This window comes from Bacillus cereus group sp. BfR-BA-01453, assembly GCF_022662915.1.
Classification (GTDB): domain Bacteria; phylum Bacillota; class Bacilli; order Bacillales; family Bacillaceae_G; genus Bacillus_A; species Bacillus_A paranthracis.
In genome coordinates, this window is record NZ_JAKUEN010000010.1 from 1 (window position 1) to 20,257 (window position 20,257).

Below are 20,257 nucleotides of genomic sequence, written 5' to 3' on the forward strand. Positions count from 1 at the left end.
TGGTTGTGGTGACTTAATTATATCAAAGATGGACGATTCTTTTTTATATTTTCTGTAAAGAAAGAGGTTGCCCAAAAGTAGCTATTCAGCTACTTTTGGGACAACCTCTTTCTCTACCTACTCATATAATTCATCATTTTTTCTGCATACCGCTCTAAAGGTTCACTAGAATTCACAATAAGGTATTCACTATTTAGAGGTCTTTTACTACCATTTAACCACTTTTTAAAAGCTACTTCCGACTCTACCTTTTCAATTTGACTGATCAGACGCTTACGTGTTTGTAGTCTCATATTAATCTCTTCCATATCATTCAGATAACACTCAATATATTTATATTTCACACCATGTTTATTAGACAGCTTAATTCCCTTTTCAACCATCCCTTCATATAGACATGGACTATCCAATATCACACTATGTCCTTGTTCTAAATACGAATCAATCAATACCCATTCAGCATCATACGCAAGTCCACCAATAATCGTTGATTCAATACCTTTCACTTCTAGTGATCTTAACAATGCTGATTTCAAAACGTCATGATCTACAATTATAGCACCTGTTAACTCCCCTATATACTTAGAAACTGTGGATTTTCCCGATCCTGGAAAACCTGACATTTGTAGAAAAAACAAATTAAACCCACTCCCTCATTTTCATCTTTTTATCCCACTATTTGTGAGCAGTAAAACCCCACTGTTTAAAATTTCACTTTATCTATATAACGAATTACAAATTCAACAATCGCTATACCTTTTCCTTCTATATTAAAATACAAAAAGAACCCCCTACTTATAAGTAGAGAGTTCCCCTTTACAGCTTATGCAGCTTTTACCTTCTTCGTCGTTTTACTTTTTCTTTTCGCTCCTGTAAAACGTTTGTGCAATATAGATGCTACTAATCGTGAAATAACATTGAATAGTAATACCATAATAATTAATACAGCTGCAGATTTTGTCGCAATTAACTTCGCATCTGGGATAATCCCTTCAGAATTTAACTTCCAAATGTGAACCGCTAACGTTTCAGCTGGTCTAAATGGATTTAAAGGATGAGCAGGACTTGAGAAGTCCGCTGCTGAATTTAAAATTGGAGATGTTAAACCCGCTGTATAAATTAATGCTGCTGCTTCACCAAATATACGACCTGCCGCTAAAATAACACCTGTAATAATTTGCGGTAATGACGACGGGATAATAATACGAGTGATCGTTTGCCACTTTGTTGCACCTAATCCAAGACTCGCCTCTTTCACATTAGAAGGAACCTCTGAAATCGCATTTTCACAAACACGAGTTAAACCTGGCAAGTTTAAAATTGTTAAAGCAAGGGCACCACCCATTACTGTGTATCCCCATCCTGTCATTGTAACGAACACTAACAACCCGAATAAACCAACAACAATAGAAGGTAAAGATGCCATTGTCTCGATACATAAACGAACAAAGTTTAAAAAACGTCCTTGTTTTGCATACTCTGCTAAATATATTCCAGCGCCTAATCCAAGTGGAATAGATATAATAAGCGTTATAACAAGCATATAGAATGAATTGAATAACTGCGGACCAATCCCACCACCAGCTCTTGTATTGCTTGGTTCTCCAAACAAGAAATTAGGATCCCAAAAACCCCATCCCTTTTGTAAAATCTCAAACACTAAGAACACTAGTAAAGCTACAACTAAAGCCGCAACCGCATAAAAGATACCTGTCCAAACTTTATTTACCGTTCTTGCATTCATTATTATCGCTCACCTCTTTGCCCAATTGCTCGAATTACTAAAATAAACAGGAATGAAATAACAAGTAAAATCATTGCTAAAGTCCATAGCGCATTGTTCCAAGCAGTTCCGTTTAATGTATTTGTCATGTCCATTGTCAAAATACCAGTTAACGTTGCTGTCGGACTATATATTCCTTCTGGTAATTTAACCGTATTCCCAATTACCATTTGAACCGCTAACGCTTCACCAAAAGCACGCGCTAAACCTAAAACAACACCTGTTAAAATCCCCTTTTTCGCAGCAGGAACAATCACTCGGCTAATCGCTTGCCATTTCGTTGATCCTAAACCATAAGAAGCTTCTAAATAATCAAATGGAACAGAGCGTATTGCATCAGAAGCGATACTAGCAATAGTAGGCAAAATCATAATACTCAGGACAATAATACCTGCAATTAAACTAAACCCTACTCCCCCAAACGAATCACGTAATAGCGGTACTAAAATTGTAACCCCTAATAATCCGTATACAACCGAAGGAATACCAACTAATAATTCTAAAACAGGCTTCAATACTTTATTTCCAAACTTCGGCGAAATTAAATTCATGAATATAGCAAGAGCTATAGCAATTGGCGCACTAATAATAACCGCACCTAACGAAACCACCGTTGAACCTACAATAAAAATTACAGCCCCAAAAGTTCCCTCATCAGCATTTGGACTCCATTTTGTCGATGTTAACATTTCAGTAAACGAGATACCACTTTGCGTAAATGATTGAATTCCTTTACCGCAAATAAATGCAATAATAGCTAATGTAACTAAAACAATAAAAATACCACAAAACGTAACAAGTGACCTTCCTATATATTCACTTTTCACGTAATTAATTTGTTTTTTCCCCTTCATCACAGGACAGACCCCACTTCATAAATTGAAATGAACAGGACTGGCCTTGCAGCCAGCCCCATAAATTTTATTACTTATTTAATTTAGACATTGGAATATAACCCATATCTTCTACTTGCTTTTCAAAATCTTTACCTTTTACATAGTCAATGTAAGCTTTTGTTGCTTCTTTCGCTTCACCTTTCGTTACCATGTACTCGTAAGACCAGAATGGATATTTACCAGACGCAATGTTTTCAACTTTTGGTTCAGCACCATCAATTTTCACTGTTTGTAGCGCACCTTTTTTCTCGCCAACCATGTAAGACATTGCTAAATAACTTACTGAACCTGGAGTAGAGTTAATCGCTTGTTCTACTGCACCGTTAGAATCTTGTGTAGTACCAGTTCCATCATTGATTTTCGCATCTTTCATAATTGTTTTTTCAAATGTAGCACGTGTACCAGAAGAAGCTGGACGATTGATTACGTTAATTTTTTCATCTTTCCCGCCTACCTCTTTCCAGTTTGTTACTTTTCCAGTGAAGATATCTTGTACTTGTTGTACTGTTAAATTATCAACTTTTACATCTTTATTTACGACAAGTGCGAATGCAATACCCGCTACCTTGTTATCTACTAATTCTTTCGCCTTATCAGCATCTTTTATTTTATCTGCAGATGGAACATCTGAGTTACCAATTTGGACCGCACCAGAAGCTACTTGGTTAATTCCAGTTCCACTACCGCCACCTTGCACTTGAATAGAAACATTTGAATTTTTCTCCATAAATTTCTTTCCAGCTTCCTCTGCAAGAGGTTGAAGTGCTGTAGAGCCTGCAGCTGCTATCGTACCTGACAATTCTTGTTTTGCATTATCGCTTCCTTTAGCATCTTTACCTGATGTCTCTTCTGCTTTTCCACATCCCACTAATGAACCCGCTACCACTAAAGCTGCTAAAGAAAATTTAATACCCTTTTTCATGACCATGTCTTGTACCCCCATTTGGATTATCACTTTTCACATTTATCTACTTCTTTCGAACACAAATTCATTGTAGGACAATAATATTATGTGAGTGTTAAGCAATTTTTAATTTTAAGTAAATGACGATAATAATCCTTAAAAACTAGGAATCCCAACATTTATAGTTAAAGAACCCAACAAAATCCACACTAATTAAGCTGTAATGTAAATTTACTCTTAACAATGTAAATTAAATGTAAATGTTTTTCGCTCTTTTTCCCTTTTAGTTAAAGTTACATTTACAATTTCGCTGTATTTTGTTACTTTTACACACCTAATTTATGCACATCACACAGAATTTCAGTAATATTTTTTAGTACAACTAAATAAATTGGAACAATTCTAAAAATAAATGAATATTTTTAAAGTACCAATTGACAGCATCATCCAATGTAGTCTACTATATTACTAACAAAAAGTTTACCTAAGGAAACTTTTTAAACTCAAACTAACAATATAGAGATGAGGTAACTTTTATGGTATCGGCTAATATAAAACCACTTTCTGAATTTAAGACAGGAGAGTTTGTACAAATTGAGAAGATACAATTAGAAGGAACTATGAAACGACGTTTATTAGATTTAGGATTTATCCCTGGGGCAACAATTAAAGTATTACAACGCAGTCCACTTGGAGATCCGGTCGCTTATCAAGTAAGCAACACCACTATTGCACTACGTAAGGAAGAAAGTTCCCTTATTTTCGGGATATTAATAGGAGATGATTTCAGATGAGCAAACATCGCATTGCTTTAGCCGGCAACCCGAATACCGGGAAAAGTACATTATTTAATACTTTAACAGGCTTAAAACAACATACTGGAAACTGGACAGGAAAAACTGTTTTAAAAGCTGAAGGGGAATATGAACATAACGGCAGTAAATATACATTAATAGATTTACCTGGAACTTACTCACTATATTCAAATTCTGCGGATGAAGAAGTAGCAAGGGATTATATTATATTTGAAAAACCAGAAGTAACTGTAGTTGTTGTAGATGCAACAGCAATGGAAAGAAATTTAAATTTAGCACTTCAAGTGATGGAAATGACGAGTAACGTAGTCATTTGTATTAACTTAATTGATGAAGCTGAGAAAAAAGGCATCGTTATCGATGAAAAAAAATTAGCAAAATCACTCGGTGTACCTGTAGTTAAAATTTCCGCTCGTAACCGAGTAGGCATCGGTCATTTACTAAATGTTATTGCTAAAGTAGCAAATAAAAAGCTAATTCCAACACCAATTAAAATTTCTTACAGCGAAAAAATCGAGAATATGATTCAGGAATTAGAACCACAAATTTATAAAGTGTTCGGTGATACGTATCCAGCACGCTGGATTGCGTTACGTATATTAGATGGAGATAAAAATTTCTTAACTACACTTCAAAAACACCATAATGAACCACTTGTAAGGGAGGTCGTAATGAATGGAATCTCACTCAGCCAGTAAAGCTCTTCCATTAGACTATATTATTCAACATGCACAAGCACTATCAAAAGAAGATATACGAGATGATATTGTCGGAGATATTTACCGAACATCTGCAAGCATCTGTAAAGAATCTGTTCAATATACAAATACGGATAAATTGTATCGTTCTGAAAAACTAGATAAAATTTTCACATCTCCAATATGGGGATTCCCAATTATGCTCGGTATTTTATCTATCATTTTTTATCTTACAATTGCAGGGGCTAACGTACCATCTGATATGATTGCTGAGTTTTTCGGATGGGCCGAAGGATATTTAACATCTTGGTTCCAAGCAGCACACGCACCTGAATGGTTACATGGCATTTTAATACTTGGTTTATTCCGTGGTATCGGCGCTGTTATTAGCGTTATGTTACCACCTATGGCCATCTTTTTCCCTATGTTTGCACTATTAGAAAACTACGGATACTTACCACGCGTTGCGTTTAATATGGACCGCTTATTCAAACGCTCTGGTGCACATGGTAAACAATCTTTAACAATGGCAATGGGCTTTGGTTGTAATGCAGCAGCCATTATGTCAACACGTATTATTGAATCACCACGTGAACGTATGCTTGCAATCTTAACAAACAACTTCGTTCCTTGTAACGGTCGCTGGCCTATGTTAATTTTAATGGCTTCATTATTTATGGCTGCCGGTTATACAGGTAGTATGCAAACATTGGTTACTGCTGGGGTTGTAGTTGGAATGGTTGTAATTGGTATCGTTATGACATTAACCGTTTCTTGGGTACTATCCAAAACAGCTTTAAAAGGCGTTCCAACTCACTACACACTCGAGTTACCGCCATACCGTAAGCCAAAGGTTTGGAATACAATTGTGCGTGCAACACTCGATAAATCCGTCTATGTTTTAAAACGAGCTGTTGTTGTAGCTGCTCCTGCGGCTGCATTAACTTGGTTACTTGCTAATATTTTCATCGGTGACACAAGCCTACTTATGTATTTTGTAAACTTCCTAGATCCATTCGCTAAAATGTTAGGACTTGACGGATTTATTCTAGCTGCGTTCATTCTTGGACTACCAGCGAACGAAATTGTTATCCCGATTTTATTAATGTCTTACTTATCAACCGGAGCTTTAACTGAAATAGATGATTTTAATCAAATTAAAAATCTATTCTTAGAAAATGGTTGGACTTGGTTAACGGCGTTAAACACAATGTTGTTCTCACTTCTTCATTTCCCATGCGGAACGACACTGGTTAACATATATAAAGAAACAAAAAGTGCAAAATGGACATTCTTATCGTTTGCAATCCCTACCGTTATCGCTATTGTTGTGACATTCCTCTCTACACAATTGGTACATTGGTTAGGGCTTGTATAAAAACAAAGCATACATAGAAGGTATCCCCTTCACATATGCTTTGTGCGAAAGAAACCTGAAATTATTCAGGTTTCTTTTTTTGCACCTCATTATTCCAAGGCTGCGCTCCATACGTTGTAATTTTTTTATGAATGTAGTATATAGCTCCCGGAAGAACTGCCATTAATATTGTGCAACTAATCCCTAATCCAGTAAACACCTTCCATCACCTTACTTCACTTTCTTTGGTAACGCTGAACCTGAATGTTCAATTGTTGGATCAACGTGAACATTAATTTCAGCATTACTAAAATAATTCTGGCCTTGATCCCAATTCTTACTAACTTTCTTCCACTCTTTATAATTATGCCTCTTATATACCTCTCCTAATTCCAATACATCTACCTTATATTTTTTTTGAACAAGCTGTATAGACTTTTCAATACGCTTCTTCATTTCCTTTGAAATTTCTTTCTTTAAAAGCTTTTCATTCATCACTTGTTTCGGTTCATTAAAATGTAACTCAGCTAATATGCCTTCTGTGGACAAATGAATATCAAACTTCGGTTTTGTAGCATTTTCAGTAGACACTTGGATCTTTCGGCGCAACTTATGAATTTCATATGTAATGAGCTGATTCTTTTTACGAACAGTAAAGAAACCTCCAATTTTTTTACCTATTACATAGTTCATTCCTAATGTTTGTTCTCCACTCAAAGTTCCAACGCACTTATTATCCTTTCCACGGATCAATGCCGCTCCTTCCATTTGTACGCCTTGTTTAGTTAACCCTAAGAGAGGTAATGCAAAACTTCGATCTGCAATCATTTTCCCTTGTACTTCACCAATTCTCGCCGCCTCAATCATTTGAGCGTTTTTCGGAGGATGTTCAGCTAACATATCAATGTACTGCGCCGGTAAGTTTTCAGGTTTTGCACTCTGTTTTAAAATAGATTCTGCATTTTTCTTGGAAACGAACAAACGAATATTTCTTCTCATTTCATGGTCACGAAAATATACATCTAACGTATTTTGCAAAACATACGGATTTGCTAGTAATTCATCCGAAAAAATAATGACTTGTATATGCGGAAAAAATAATGTTCGACTAATTTTTTTAGCAATTATTCTTATTTGCTCAAAGACGCTATCTGCTTTCGCACTTACGTTAATATAATTTTCACTATCTCCATCGCCCTGTCCACTTTGTTGTGCTAACTTACTGGGAAGTACCATCTGATACGTCCCTTTCATAATCGGATTTGATTTCTTTTTCTTCACAATATCGTAAGCTGCGCCTACTACAAATCCTCTTTCTTCTATTTCTTCTAGTTCAGAGCACCCACTTATAGATCCAACTAAAACCATAAGCATTATAATTTTAAGAAGGTGTTTCATTTCTACCATTCCTTCTTTTTATTTTATATACAATAAAAACTAGCAAAGGAGCTAATACGACAAATCCCATATCTATCCACGCTAAATACGTTCCGTAACTTGATAACGTATTTAAATTACCAGGGAGCATATTCAGCATAAAAATCAGAGGCGCGCTTCCGAAAATAAAAATATGTTTCTTCACTTTCGGAAACATGGCACAAAATAATAAAGATGCGACGTCATAATACATTGCTGTAGTGTTATAAATAGTAATAATCCAAGTCGTAAAAAAAATTGCATCGAACCTTTCTAAAAATCCTCCACCAATTTCAATTTCTTTCCCTAATTCAATTGTCGGATATGTCAACCCACGTGTTGTCATATACGTAAAAACACTAATACAAGTTACATAAATTAAAATGTATGACAACACGTTTACCATCACAGCTTTTGCAACTGCCATCGGTGCTTTTTTCGCCGTCTTATCGTTTAACAAAACAGCATAAAACAAAGCTACTTCAAACCCAATAAACGTAAAAATAGAATTTTTAACTCCAACAGCATATTGACTCACTTTCGTTTGAAAAGCTGGTAGTAAATTATTTATTTCCATTAAATTTATATTCAATAAAGAAAGAAGTACTATCGCAATTAAAACAATAGGTAAAAATAGAACATTTAACCTTAATAAGGCCGCTCTTGAACCTGCAATTCCGTAAATAACAACTAGTAAGAAGAAAAAAGACAGCAGTTGTATCGGTGTCTCACTAAATAAATACGTTTGAGAAATAATTGAAATCATTCGCGATTCATATGCTGTCAAAGCAGCAAACGTTAATACTAAAATGCTACTAATCGTGTACGCAACAGGCTTTGTCAAATGCGCACTTGTATATTGAACAAAGTTTTGTTTCGGGAATAAAATAGCTACCCTCGTTACAAACCAACCTAAAACTGCACATATTAATCCACCCAAAAGCAAAATAATCCAACCATCTGAAAATAATGTTTGGTTTGCAATATCCCTTGGCATAGATAATGCGCCTATACCAATAATGGTCGATGATACCGCAAACCCAATTTCCCGAGATCCAATTTCTTCATCGCCATACTCAAATGGTTTCAATTATTCTCGCTCCTTTGGACGTACTGTAGAATCTTTTGTTTGTAAATATTCAGGTCTCTCTTTCAGCATTGATTTTGGCATGCGAATAAACTCTTCTTTCCAATCTTTATAAAATGCAGGAGCAATTGGAGTTGTATACGGTACACCAACACTTGTTAAATTTGTAATATGAACAGCAAGCGCAATAAGAGCTAGAATGATTCCATACAACCCAAAAGCCGTTGCTGCTAATACAAAGACGAAAAGTAAAATCCGAAACGTAATTGTAATGCTATACACTGGAAGTGAAAATGTAGCAATAGCTGTAACCGCAATAATGATAACTAAAAATGGATTTACAATTCCTGCATTCACCGCTGCCTCTCCAATTACAAGACCACCTACAATCCCAATTGTTTGTCCCATCGGTTTCGGCAACCTAATTCCTGCTTCTCGTATTAACTCCATCGTTAATGCCATCATTAACGTTTCAATATAGGCAGGAAACGGAACACCTTCTCTTGCTCCAGCAATCGAATAAGCCAATTTAGAAGGAATAAGTCCTTGGTGATATGAGACGAGCGCTACATACATCGCCGGCATTAAAATTGCAACTATACCAGAACCCATCCGCAAAATTCTTAATAAAGTTCCTATTACCCAACGCTCATAATGATCTTCCACAGATTGAAAAATATCGACAAATACTAGCGGAGCTATAAGCGCAAACGGGGATCCATCCACCAAAATAGCTGCCTTTCCTTTCGCTAATGAGGCCACAATATTATCAGGTCTTTCCGTATTCAAAAACTGCGGAAACGGCGACAAATTATTATCTTGAATTAATTGCTCAATTGTACCCGTCTCAAAAACGACATCTGTCACTATGGATTGAAGACGCCGATCTAGCTCTTTTACAATGTAAGGATTAATAATGTCTTCTATATATACTAAAGTCACTTCTTTTTGGGATCTCTTTCCCATAATATAAGATTGAAATCTCAGCTTTGGGTCACGTAAACTACGGCGAATTAACATTTTATTCACGTTAATATCTTCATTTAATCCTATCCTCGGTCCACGTATTAAATCTTCTGTTACTGGCGGTTCTAAACTTCTTTTTTCCCAAGCTCTACTATTAATCACGATAGCAGTTTGAATATTATCAATTAATATAACTGTATCTCCCGCTAAAATCGCATTTATAATATCCGGAAATGTTGTCTTCTTACCAACTTCTGCAATAGAAATAAAGCGATCTAATAATGTTTGAACAACAGCTTCGTCTTTTTGTATCTCTTCATATTGAAGCGTACGAACTACATATTTATAAACGTTATCCTTATCTGTTAACCCACATAAAAAGACAACAGCACAACGTGTAAAACTACCAGCAAGGGCAACTTCCCTAATTGTCAAATCATTAGGCGAACCTAACTCATCTCTAATTTCTTTCATAATTTCAAATAAGTTACCTTTTAGCTCTAACAAATCCCCCACCTAACTTCCTTTTCAACAAGTTTTTAGTTAGATTCCGCTAATAGAAGAAAATATATACAAAAAAAGAGCTATCTCTTTTCAAAGATAGCTCTAGCATACGAATTACTTTTCTACTATTATATTGTCTTTCTTTATAGATACATTTTTCGTGAATCCGCTAACGATAAACATCACAATCATATTCATTAACAGCGCGACTATACCTACATTTAAATCTTTTATATATTGAGGGAAACCCGGAAACATCGTAGCTATAGTTGAACCAGATAAAGTAATATACGCAACCACTAATAACCCAATCCCCATCCCGGCAATTGCTCCTTGCTTCGTAATAGTCTGACGTGGAAACAAACTACATACAAGTGCCGGGAAAAGTTGTGTCACTATACTATATCCCATTAAAAGAAGTGCTCCTATCGTTTCTCCACCTTTAAAAGTAAACAAAACAGCTACAAGTGTTACTACAGGAACAAATAATTTCGCTGTTTTTGCCACTTGTCGATCCGAAGCAGATGGGACCATTGTTCGGTAAATATTTTTCGCTAATAATGTAGAAGCAGCCATGACAAGCATAGAACCTGGAACTAATGCCGTTAAAACTCCTGCACTACCAATAATCCCAATAAACCAAGGATCAAAAGTTTGAAGAGCCAGACGGAATAACGAAAGGTCTACATCCCCTCCCTTTAATCCAGGAACTTGCAAAATAGCTGCAAACCCTGCAAAGAACACGAAAAGTAAAACTAAAGAATACAGTGGCATAATGGCCGCATTTTTACGAAATACTTTTTCATTTTTTGCAGAGAAAGCAGAGGCGAATGTATGGGGCCACATATAGAAACCGAGAGCTGTTAATACAATAGTAGAAACAAACCAAGAAATGCTCATTCCTTCATCAGGTAAAGATAAAAATCCTGGTTTTGCTGCTTCTACAGCTTCAAACATCGGCTGAAATCCTCCGTAATAATGGTACGGTAAATATATACCTAAAAACATAACGATAAACAGGATCATAATATCCTTCAAAGCGGCCGTCCAAGCAGAGCCGTGTATACCTGAAACCATTACATATATCGTTATAACAATTGCGCCAATCCACACTGCGATAACTGGTGATACCCTTCCGTAAGACGCTTCCGAAACGATAATTCCTAATCCTTTTAACTGTAAAACAAGGTATGGGATAATCGAAATAACCCCAATGATAGAAACGATAAGGCCCAGTGCCTGACTCTTATATTTCTTCACAAAAAAATCTGGCTGTGAAACTAGATTGTGCTCTTTTGCATACTTCCAAACTGGTGGTAATAAAAAATAAGATAAAATATAAGCTAATGCACCATAACCTAAAATATAAAAAGTAGGTGCTCCTTTACTATACGCCCAGCCACTTCCGCCTAAAAATGTGAATGTCGTATAAATTTCACCTGCCATAAGAAGAAAAACAAAAATAGTGCCAAATCCTCTTCCTCCAACTGACCATTGCTCTAAATTCATATCTTTTCCATGTTGTGCCCGAATTCCTAAAAATAGTGCGAGAAACAAAAATAAAATAATGATAAGTAATGCGGTCATTTTACATCCTCCTTATTAGCAGGATCAAATACGTATACAATCCCCATACAAAGAGATGTAATAAGCACTGATAATAATATCCAAAATAATAAAAATGGCATCCCTAATATGTAAGGAGTAACTGAATTAGCAAATACGGGGCCAACAACTAAACAAAAAACTGGAATAAGCGCTAATACGTGTATTTTCTTCATCTCATTCTCCTTTACTTATGAAATTCATAATCGATGATACAAAGACTTGCACGCCAATTGGTAATGCATCTTCATCAATCGTAAAACGAGGGTGATGGTGAGGATATATAATTCCTTTCTCTTTATTTCCTGCTCCGATAAAAAAGAATGTCCCTGGTGCTTTTTGTAAAAACGCTGAAAAATCTTCTCCAGCCATCGTCGGCTGTAAACGAGTAACTCGTTCTCTTCCATAAAGCTGTAATGCTGTTTGCTCAATAATCTCTGTAACTTTATAATCATTTACGACGGGACGATATCCATATTCATAAGAAAACGTATATTTCGCTCCGTAAGCTTCCGTCACATGCTTTACAATCTGTTCAATTCTTTTCTCTGTTTCTTCTCGCAACTCATGTCTTAAACTCCGCACTGTCCCTTCAATCTCCGCTTGCTCTGGAATCACATTATGAGTTGTCCCAGCGTGAAATTGCGTAACAGATACTACAAGAGAATCTAACGGATTCGTGAGGCGAGAGACAATTTGCTGAAGTTGCGAAACCACTTGTGTACCAATTGCAATACTATCAACTGTTTCATGAGGGATTCCAGCATGTCCACCTTTTCCTTCTATTATAATTTTAAAAACATCTGGAGCAGCCATTGCGGGACCATAAATTACACCTACTTTTCCAACCTCTAACGATGCCCAAAGGTGAGCACCAATAATATAATCGACCCCTTCCATTACACCCGCTGCAACCATTTCCTCTGCACCACCAGGAAAGTTTTCTTCAGCATGTTGGAATAGAAAACGAATCTCCCCTTTAATCTTCTCTCTTGCTTCTACTAACTTATGTACAACTCCAAGTAATATCGCTATATGTCCATCATGGCCACATGCATGCATTACACCCGGATATGTAGAAATAAAGTCAAACTCATTCTCTTCATGAATAGGTAGGGCATCCATGTCAGCTCGAACCGCAACTATTTTACCAGGCTGCTTTCCAATCAACCTTGCCATTACACTATATTTCGTAGGTCTTGACACCTCTAAACATGGGATTTTCCGAAGTATGTCGAATACAAACTGCGATGTTTTTTCTTCTTGAAAAGATAACTCTGGATACTTATGAAAATGCCTTCTCCACTCAACCAACTGATCCTTTGACAAAACAAGTTCTTTTGCAACATCCATTTCTCTTCTCCCCTTCTTCACCAAGTTAAATGTTATTATAACGTGAATTGTTAACTTTTAAAAGAATATTCTGAATTTTCCGCTATAATTATTTAAAAATAAAAAGCCATCAAAAAAGATGGCTTTCTCATTATTATAAAATAGTAATTGCTTGTTTCCCCATTTGCTCCCACGCTTGCTCAAACTCTGCTCGCGGAACAGCAAAACGCGGATTATTTTTTAGAGGATCATTTACATATACAAAGTTTTGATCGTATCCAACTACTACTACACTATGCTCAAAATATGTAATTTTCACTTCACCAGAGCTTGTATTCCATGTTTCAAATCTACTTTCAGCTAGCGGCTTAAACGTTGTATTAATAATAACCCATACTGGAGAACCAGAACTAATTACCTTATATAGATCATTCACGTCTCTATCTGTTAGATTAATTACTTTTTCAGAAACATATTTTTCCGCTAAATTAAAGATTGGTTTATTGTACACACCATATCCTGGTTCAGCTTTTGTATAAATATTTCCAACAAATCCCTCATAAGGATTTCCACGCAAACCATCTTGTTCAAATGGAACTCGATGAATTTCACTAGCAAGTTGCATCTTATCTACTTGTACACCTTTATATTGTAGCAACATAGCTAAGCTTGTCACTTCACATCCACGAGGCAATTCTGGTAACTGCTTTATAAACGGAACATTTTCAATCATAGCCGCTTCTTTCATTTCAGATAGAAAATCTAAGCGTAGCACTTGTGCCTTTTGTATAATCTTATCTTTCCCTATAAAAAACGCTGCAGCAAATATAATTCCAAAAACAAAAAGATATTTTAACTTTTTCATTTTAAACAAAACTCCATTAATTATTATTTTACAGATATACCTGCTATCATTGTACCTTGCTTCTTACTAGTTTGCTAGAAAGATTCTGTGAATCATTGTTCACACTTTTTCTATAAAGAAAATTCTAATTATTTTTAATAAAAAGAAAAACAATATACTTTTCTGAATATTTTTGCTAAAATCAAAATAATTAACATGGTGAAGATATCACCTTATTAACAAAAACATTCTTAGAGTATTTAGTCATAGTTCACATTTTTACATACTCCATTCATTTCATAATAAATAAACCGAGTATGTGTCACATCCCCCACTAATGATTAAAAACTCGGAATGAAAATCAGTTCATACATACAAAAATAACGGGGTGAGGGGCATATGAATCAACAAGTAGAACAAACAGATTTAAAACGAACAATGAAAAGTAGACACCTATTTATGATTGCACTTGGTGGAGTAATTGGAACGGGCCTATTTATGGGATCAGGTCAAATCGTCCATAACGCCGGCCCTGGTGGTGCTATTCTTGCATTTTTAGTCGGTGGATTTGTTATGTATTTAACGATGTTATGTCTTGGTGAATTATCTGTTGCTATGCCAGAAGCAGGTTCATTCCAAAGCTATGCAAGCAAATTTATTTCACCTGGTTTTGGTTTTGTTGTCGGTTGGATGTATTGGTTGAATTGGGCTGTTACAGTTGGAGTAGAGTTAACAACTGTAAGTATTTTAATGAAACGCTGGTTTCCAGATGTTTCTTCGTGGATTTGGTGTGTTACATTTGCGGCAGCACTCTTTCTTGTAAACGCTCTATCAGCAAAAGCATATGCAGAAGCAGAATTTTGGTTCGCTAGTGTAAAAGTCGCAACCATCGTTATTTTCATCGTACTCGGTGGTGCAGTTATGTTCGGTCTACTAGACTTTAACGGAAAACCAGCTCCAATGCTTCACAATTTCACTGAAAATGGCGGATTATTTCCAAACGGTGCACTGGCTGTTCTTCTTACGATGATTACAGTGAATTATTCTTTCCAAGGAACAGAATTAATCGGAATTGCTTCAGGAGAAAGTGAGAATCCTGAAAAAACAATTCCAAAAGCAATCAAAAATACCATTTGGCGAACGCTATTCTTCTTCGTCCTAGCAATATCAGTTGTTGTAGGTTTACTCCCGTGGCAAGAGGCTAATCTAGTCGAAAGTCCATTTGTACTTGTATTTGATGTAGCTGGTATTCCATATGCAGCAGACATTATGAACTTTGTTATTATTACAGCTGTATTATCCGTAGCCAATTCTGGTCTATACGCAAATTCACGTATGCTTTGGGCGATGGCAAAACAAGGAATGGCAAGTCCAGCATTTACGAAGTTAACGAAAAAAGGCGTACCACTAAACGCATTGATTTTCAGTCTAATCTTTGCAAGTCTATCCCTATTAACAAGTATATTTGCAGCAGATACTGTCTTTTTAGTTTTAACATCTATCGCAGCAATGGCTGCTGTTGTCGTTTGGATGTCAATTGCGGCTTCACAGTTTTTCTTCCGTAGAAACTTCGTGAAAAACGGTGGTGACATAAATGATTTAAAATATCGCACACCACTTTATCCGCTCGTTCCAATCGTAGCGTTCTCACTCAATTTCATTACATTTGTTAGTTTAGCTTTCATTCCAGATCAGAGAATTGCTCTTTATTGCGGTATTCCATTTATGGTCATTTGTTACATTTTGTATCAAGTGAAATATAAAAAAATTGTCACATTTGAACAACAACAGACTATTTCACAAGAAATAAACTAAATATACGAAATATTCAGCTATCTTTCTTATGATAAGATAGCTTTTTTCTATTTCTTGGGTATCCTGGTATAACTTTATTTATCTTAAAATTTTCACAATCGCATTTTTCTCTGGAAAATAGTTTACAATGTAATCAAGTTACAAATGATATTCACCTTAAAAAGTGTGCATTTGTGTCTATTTTTTAACAATATCTCAAAAACTATTGCCTTCTATAAATTAATAGGTTTATATTGTTTTATTGGCATAGTTTCAATCCAAGGAGAAAGGAGATTTTCAATCGTGCAACTAAAGAAAGCGTTTTGGAAGTTGGCTTCGCTTCTTCCGTTATCATTACTTCTGTTCCTCGGTGGCTGTGATAAAAAACTCGCAGTATTAAATCCGCAAGGACCTGTTGCAAAAGCACAGTATGATTTAATTGTTTGGTCATTCTTGCTTATGTCATTAATTATCGCAATTGTATTCATCTTGTTTACAGTCATCTTGATTCGTTATCGTGAAAAACCAGAGAATATGGACTATGAGCCACCTGAACAACACGGTAACACATTATTAGAAATCATTTGGACGCTTGTTCCTGTTATTATCGTTATCGCATTATCGATTCCAACAGTAAAAGCAACTTATGCTTCGGAAGAGGTTCCGAAAGAGTCCAAACATATTAAACCAGTGGAGATTTATGTTACATCTGCAAACTGGAAATGGTTATTCAGTTACCCAGAGGAAAAAATTGAAACCGTTAACTATTTAAACATCCCAGCTGGTGTACCAATTCAATTCAAACTGACTTCTGTCGGCCCAATGAATGCTTTCTGGGTACCAGAACTTGGTGGTATGAAGTACACAATGGATGGCATGATTATGGACCTTTATTTACAAGCTGATAAGCCAGGTTCTTACCTAGGTCGTAGCGCGAACTTCTCTGGTGAAGGATTTACTCACATGGAGTTCGAAGTTGAAGCGAAAACTAAAGAGAAATATGACAAGTGGGTTAAAGAAGTACAACAAACTGCTCCTAAACTAACAGAAGATAAGTACAACGAAATTGTTAAACCTGGTGTAGTTGGTCGTATGACATTCTCTAGCCATCACTTAAGTTATGTAGATCCAAAATCACTTGAATATTGTGATTACAACTACTACAAAAACAAAAAATAATAGCTATAATTCCAACAGATTGGAGTGAACACAGTGAAGCTTGATGAATTCTTTGTCACAGGTGACCCGATTATTTACGGTGCAGACGCTTCTATCGTTCTTGTGACATTAGCAATCATTTTCGTACTAACTAAGTATAAAAAATGGAAATGGCTTTGGGACGAATGGTTAACAACTGTTGACCATAAAAAGATTGGGGCCATGTATATTATCTCTGCGGTTATTATGTTATTCCGTGGTGGTATGGACGGTTTAATGATCCGTGCACAGTTAACATTCCCTGAAACAACTTATTTAAACGCTGAACACTATAACGGAATCTTCACAACACATGGTACAGTTATGATTCTTTTCATGGCGATGCCATTTGTTATGGGATTAATGAACCTTGTAGTACCATTACAAATTGGTGCTCGTGACGTTGCATATCCGTTCTTAAATGCTTTAAGTTTCTGGTTATTCTTTGTCGGAGCAATGTTATTCAACATCGCTTTCGTAATCGGTGGTTCTCCAGACGCTGGGTGGACTTCTTACTTCCCAATGGCAGGTACAGAGTTTACTTCTGGTGTAGGAAATAACTACTACGCAATTGCATTACAGATTTCAGGTCTCGGTACGTTAATGACAGGTATTAACTTCCTTGTTACTATCTTAAAAATGCGTACACCTGGTATGACTTTAATGAGAATGCCAATGTTTACTTGGTCAATCTTAATTACAACGATTATCATTATTTTCGCTTTCCCAGTATTAACAGTTGCTCTTGCATTAATGACATTTGACCGTCTATTCGATGCTCACTTCTTTACGATGGCGAGCGGCGGTATGCCAATGTTATGGGCCAACCTATTCTGGGTATGGGGTCACCCTGAAGTATATATCGTTATTTTACCGGCATTCGGTATTTTCTCTGAAATCATTAGTACATTCTCACGTAAACGTCTATTCGGTTACAGTGCGATGGTATACTCAATGGTTGCAATTTCTTTACTAAGTTTCGTCGTATGGCTTCACCACTTCTTCACGATGGGTGCAGGTCCAGCGGTTAACTCATTCTTCTCGATTTCGACAATGGCGATTTCGATTCCAACCGGGGTTAAGATCTTTAACTGGTTGTTTACACTGTATAAAGGACGTATTCGTTTTACAGTTCCAATGCTTTGGTCATTGGCATTTATTCCAAACTTCGTAGTCGGTGGGGTTACAGGGGTTATGCTTGGTATGGCAGCAGCTGATTATCAGTACCATAACAGCTACTTCCTAATCGCTCACTTCCACTACGTATTAATCGCAGGTACAGTATTCGCTATGCTTGCTGGATTCACATTCTGGTATCCAAAAATGACTGGTCATATGTTAAATGAACGCCTAGGTAAATGGACATTCTGGATCTTTATGAGCGGATTCAACATCTGTTTCTTCCCAATGTACTTCTTAGGTTTAGACGGTATGACTCGTCGTATGTACACTTACTCTGAAAGTCTTGGATGGGGATGGCTAAACCAAATCGCATCTGTTGGTGCGGTAATGATGGGTATCGGCTTCCTACTTCTTTGCTACAACGTAATTTGGAGTGCTCGTCACGGTGAACGTGACACAACTGGAGATCCATGGGACGGCCGTACACTTGAATGGGCAACTCAATCTCCTGTACAACATTACAACTTCGCGAAACTTCCTGAAATCAAAGAAGCTGATGCTTTCTGGTACATGAAAAAACGCGGAGAAACAGTTACACCAGCAGCAGAAGACATTAAACCAATTCACATGCCAAGTAACTCTGGTGTGCCTATTATTGCGTCTGGATTCTTCGGTCTTGCAGGTTTCGCATTAGTATTTAGCTGGTTCTGGCTTGCAGCAATCGGCGGCATTGGTATTTTAGCTTGCTTAATCTATCGTTCATTCGATTACGATGAAGGTTACTATATTAGTGTTGATGAAATTAAAAAATCAGAACATGTAGCATGAGAGGTGAAATGATATGGCGGCTTTAGATAAAAGCTTACCTTTGGAATATCAATCCGAACAAAGCAGATTGAATATCCTAGGATTCTGGATTTTTCTTGGGGCTGAAATTATGCTGTTCGCAACACTTTTCGCCTCTTATCTAGTACTTGCTGGTCGTACGGCAGATGGCCCAACACCAGCACAACTGTTTGAACTTAAAACGCTTTTAATTCAAACATTATTACTTTTAACAAGTAGTTTCACATGTGGTATCGTAATTCACGAAATGCGTAAGCACAACCAAAAAGCAATGCTTGGATGGTTCGTCCTTACATTACTTTTAGGTGCAGGCTTCCTATTCTTCGAGATTGAAGAGTTCATTATGTATATTGGTGAAGGCGCAACAATTCAAACAAGTGCTTTCCTATCTGGATTCTTCGTTCTTCTTGGAACACACGGAGCCCACGTAACAGGCGGTATCATTTGGGCAATTTGTGTTATTATCCAAATTTTAAAACGAGGTTTAACACCAGTTACAGCTCGTAAAGTATTCATTATCAGCTTATACTGGCATTTCCTTGATTTAGTTTGGGTCTTTATTTACACACTAGTTTACTTGAACGGGATGGTGGCGTAAATGGGTCAAAATAACAATCAAGCAAACGGGCATGCGCATAGCGGATTCCCTTGGTCACACGTTTTCGGATTTATTTTATCGCTTGCACTAACGTTTCTAGCGTTATACGTGGCACTTTATACAAACCTGCCACTATCAACGATCTTAACTACCATTATCATAATGGCTGTTGCGCAAGCGTTGTTACAATTAATTATGTTCATGCATTTAAAAGAAGGAGAAGGAAGAGTTCAAGTTCTTACTATGATTTACAGTTTCTTCGTTGCAACTGCAACAGTTGGTTTAACTGTATGGATCTTCTTCTCAATGTAATGTACATGAAAAAGACTGCTGAGATTCCTCAGCAGTCTTTTTTTATTCCCTCCCCTATTACATCCACATTACGGAATTAACAACAGAATCATGAAAAATATACTTATTATGACAAATGTTAAGAAAACTCTTTCTTTATGAAATCGAATCCATATGCGTTGCTTTTCTACCTATTATATGG

At 36.4% G+C, this 20,257-nt stretch carries 20 protein-coding genes; 8 read left to right on the plus strand and 12 right to left on the minus strand.

Annotation, left to right across the window (positions count from 1 at the left end; translation table 11 throughout):
• Nucleotides 1-113: 113 nt before the first annotated feature.
• From MR070_RS18545 to MR070_RS18560, 4 genes are all read right to left on the minus strand, one after another.
• Entirely contained in the window at nt 114-638 is a 525-nt protein-coding gene (locus tag MR070_RS18545) for a P-loop nucleotide/nucleoside kinase family protein (RefSeq protein WP_242261777.1), read from the minus strand.
• Between the two features lie 185 nt (nt 639-823).
• Complete coding sequence (gene pstA / locus MR070_RS18550; protein WP_000994142.1) at nt 824-1,744, minus strand: phosphate ABC transporter permease PstA; 921 nt, start codon at nt 1,742-1,744, stop codon at nt 824-826.
• A 2-nt stretch (nt 1,745-1,746) separates the two neighbouring features.
• Nucleotides 1,747-2,637: a phosphate ABC transporter permease subunit PstC gene (gene pstC, locus MR070_RS18555; RefSeq protein ID WP_011040013.1), complete on the minus strand. Its 891-nt coding sequence runs from the start codon at nt 2,635-2,637 to the stop codon at nt 1,747-1,749.
• A gap of 70 nt (nt 2,638-2,707) precedes the next feature.
• Nucleotides 2,708-3,607, minus strand: a complete 900-nt coding sequence (locus tag MR070_RS18560; RefSeq protein ID WP_000245119.1) for a phosphate ABC transporter substrate-binding protein PstS — start codon at nt 3,605-3,607, stop codon at nt 2,708-2,710.
• Nucleotides 3,608-4,119: 512 nt separating this feature from the next.
• Between MR070_RS18560 and MR070_RS18565 the strand changes: the two genes are divergently transcribed.
• Genes MR070_RS18565 through MR070_RS18575 form a run of 3 tightly spaced genes read left to right on the plus strand, consistent with a single transcriptional unit; the run spans nt 4,120 to nt 6,474 of the window.
• On the plus strand, nt 4,120-4,377 hold the full coding sequence (locus tag MR070_RS18565; protein WP_000252983.1) for a FeoA family protein: 258 nt from the start codon (nt 4,120-4,122) through the stop codon (nt 4,375-4,377).
• Nucleotides 4,374-5,096: a FeoB small GTPase domain-containing protein gene (locus MR070_RS18570; RefSeq protein WP_000033861.1), complete on the plus strand. Its 723-nt coding sequence runs from the start codon at nt 4,374-4,376 to the stop codon at nt 5,094-5,096. The genes MR070_RS18565 and MR070_RS18570 overlap by 4 nt, the downstream gene beginning before the upstream one ends.
• On the plus strand, nt 5,074-6,474 hold the full coding sequence (locus MR070_RS18575) for a nucleoside recognition domain-containing protein (RefSeq protein ID WP_000443586.1): 1,401 nt from the start codon (nt 5,074-5,076) through the stop codon (nt 6,472-6,474). The genes MR070_RS18570 and MR070_RS18575 overlap by 23 nt, the downstream gene beginning before the upstream one ends.
• Before the next feature lie 61 nt (nt 6,475-6,535).
• Here the strand turns inward: MR070_RS18575 and MR070_RS18580 are convergent, their stop codons facing one another.
• The 8 genes from MR070_RS18580 to MR070_RS18615 all read right to left on the minus strand — a co-directional run bounded on the left by MR070_RS18580 (nt 6,536) and on the right by MR070_RS18615 (nt 14,228).
• Nucleotides 6,536-6,673 carry a hypothetical protein gene (locus tag MR070_RS18580; RefSeq protein WP_000493993.1) on the minus strand — a complete coding sequence of 46 codons (138 nt, stop codon included), beginning with the start codon at nt 6,671-6,673 and terminating at the stop codon, nt 6,536-6,538.
• An 11-nt stretch (nt 6,674-6,684) separates the two neighbouring features.
• On the minus strand, nt 6,685-7,851 hold the full coding sequence (gerLC, locus tag MR070_RS18585) for a spore germination protein GerLC (protein WP_000681625.1): 1,167 nt from the start codon (nt 7,849-7,851) through the stop codon (nt 6,685-6,687).
• Nucleotides 7,835-8,959, minus strand: a complete 1,125-nt coding sequence (gerLB, locus tag MR070_RS18590) for a spore germination protein GerLB (protein WP_000802002.1) — start codon at nt 8,957-8,959, stop codon at nt 7,835-7,837. Before gerLB ends, gerLC begins: the two co-directional genes overlap by 17 nt.
• Entirely contained in the window at nt 8,960-10,438 is a 1,479-nt protein-coding gene (gene gerLA, locus MR070_RS18595) for a spore germination protein GerLA (protein WP_130983617.1), read from the minus strand. It lies immediately after the preceding gene.
• 102 nt (nt 10,439-10,540) lie between these two features.
• Nucleotides 10,541-12,013 carry a sodium:solute symporter family protein gene (locus tag MR070_RS18600; RefSeq protein WP_000125916.1) on the minus strand — a complete coding sequence of 491 codons (1,473 nt, stop codon included), beginning with the start codon at nt 12,011-12,013 and terminating at the stop codon, nt 10,541-10,543.
• A complete protein-coding gene (locus tag MR070_RS18605; protein ID WP_000719856.1) occupies nt 12,010-12,207 on the minus strand; it encodes a DUF3311 domain-containing protein in 198 nt (65 codons plus the stop codon). The genes MR070_RS18600 and MR070_RS18605 overlap by 4 nt, the downstream gene beginning before the upstream one ends.
• Nucleotide 12,208: 1 nt before the next feature.
• Nucleotides 12,209-13,384 carry an amidohydrolase gene (locus tag MR070_RS18610; protein ID WP_000382098.1) on the minus strand — a complete coding sequence of 392 codons (1,176 nt, stop codon included), beginning with the start codon at nt 13,382-13,384 and terminating at the stop codon, nt 12,209-12,211.
• 133 nt (nt 13,385-13,517) lie between these two features.
• Nucleotides 13,518-14,228, minus strand: a complete 711-nt coding sequence (locus MR070_RS18615; protein WP_000734469.1) for a C39 family peptidase — start codon at nt 14,226-14,228, stop codon at nt 13,518-13,520.
• A 378-nt stretch (nt 14,229-14,606) separates the two neighbouring features.
• On the opposite strand from MR070_RS18615, the gene MR070_RS18620 reads away from it, so the two are divergent.
• From MR070_RS18620 to qoxD, 5 genes are all read left to right on the plus strand, one after another.
• Nucleotides 14,607-16,022, plus strand: coding sequence for an amino acid permease (locus MR070_RS18620; protein WP_001076071.1), 1,416 nt, complete (start codon nt 14,607-14,609; stop codon nt 16,020-16,022).
• Nucleotides 16,023-16,304: 282 nt separating this feature from the next.
• Nucleotides 16,305-17,180, plus strand: a complete 876-nt coding sequence (locus tag MR070_RS18625) for a cytochrome aa3 quinol oxidase subunit II (RefSeq protein WP_001176167.1) — start codon at nt 16,305-16,307, stop codon at nt 17,178-17,180.
• 33 nt (nt 17,181-17,213) lie between these two features.
• A complete protein-coding gene (gene qoxB, locus MR070_RS18630; protein WP_000762372.1) occupies nt 17,214-19,148 on the plus strand; it encodes a cytochrome aa3 quinol oxidase subunit I in 1,935 nt (644 codons plus the stop codon).
• 13 nt (nt 19,149-19,161) lie between these two features.
• The gene (gene qoxC / locus MR070_RS18635) at nt 19,162-19,764 is read left to right on the plus strand and encodes a cytochrome aa3 quinol oxidase subunit III (RefSeq protein WP_000729317.1); all 603 of its coding nucleotides are present in this window, start codon (nt 19,162-19,164) and stop codon (nt 19,762-19,764) included.
• A complete protein-coding gene (qoxD, locus tag MR070_RS18640; protein ID WP_000531380.1) occupies nt 19,765-20,076 on the plus strand; it encodes a cytochrome aa3 quinol oxidase subunit IV in 312 nt (103 codons plus the stop codon). It abuts the gene before it with no gap.
• The last annotated feature ends 181 nt before the right edge of the window (nt 20,077-20,257 follow it).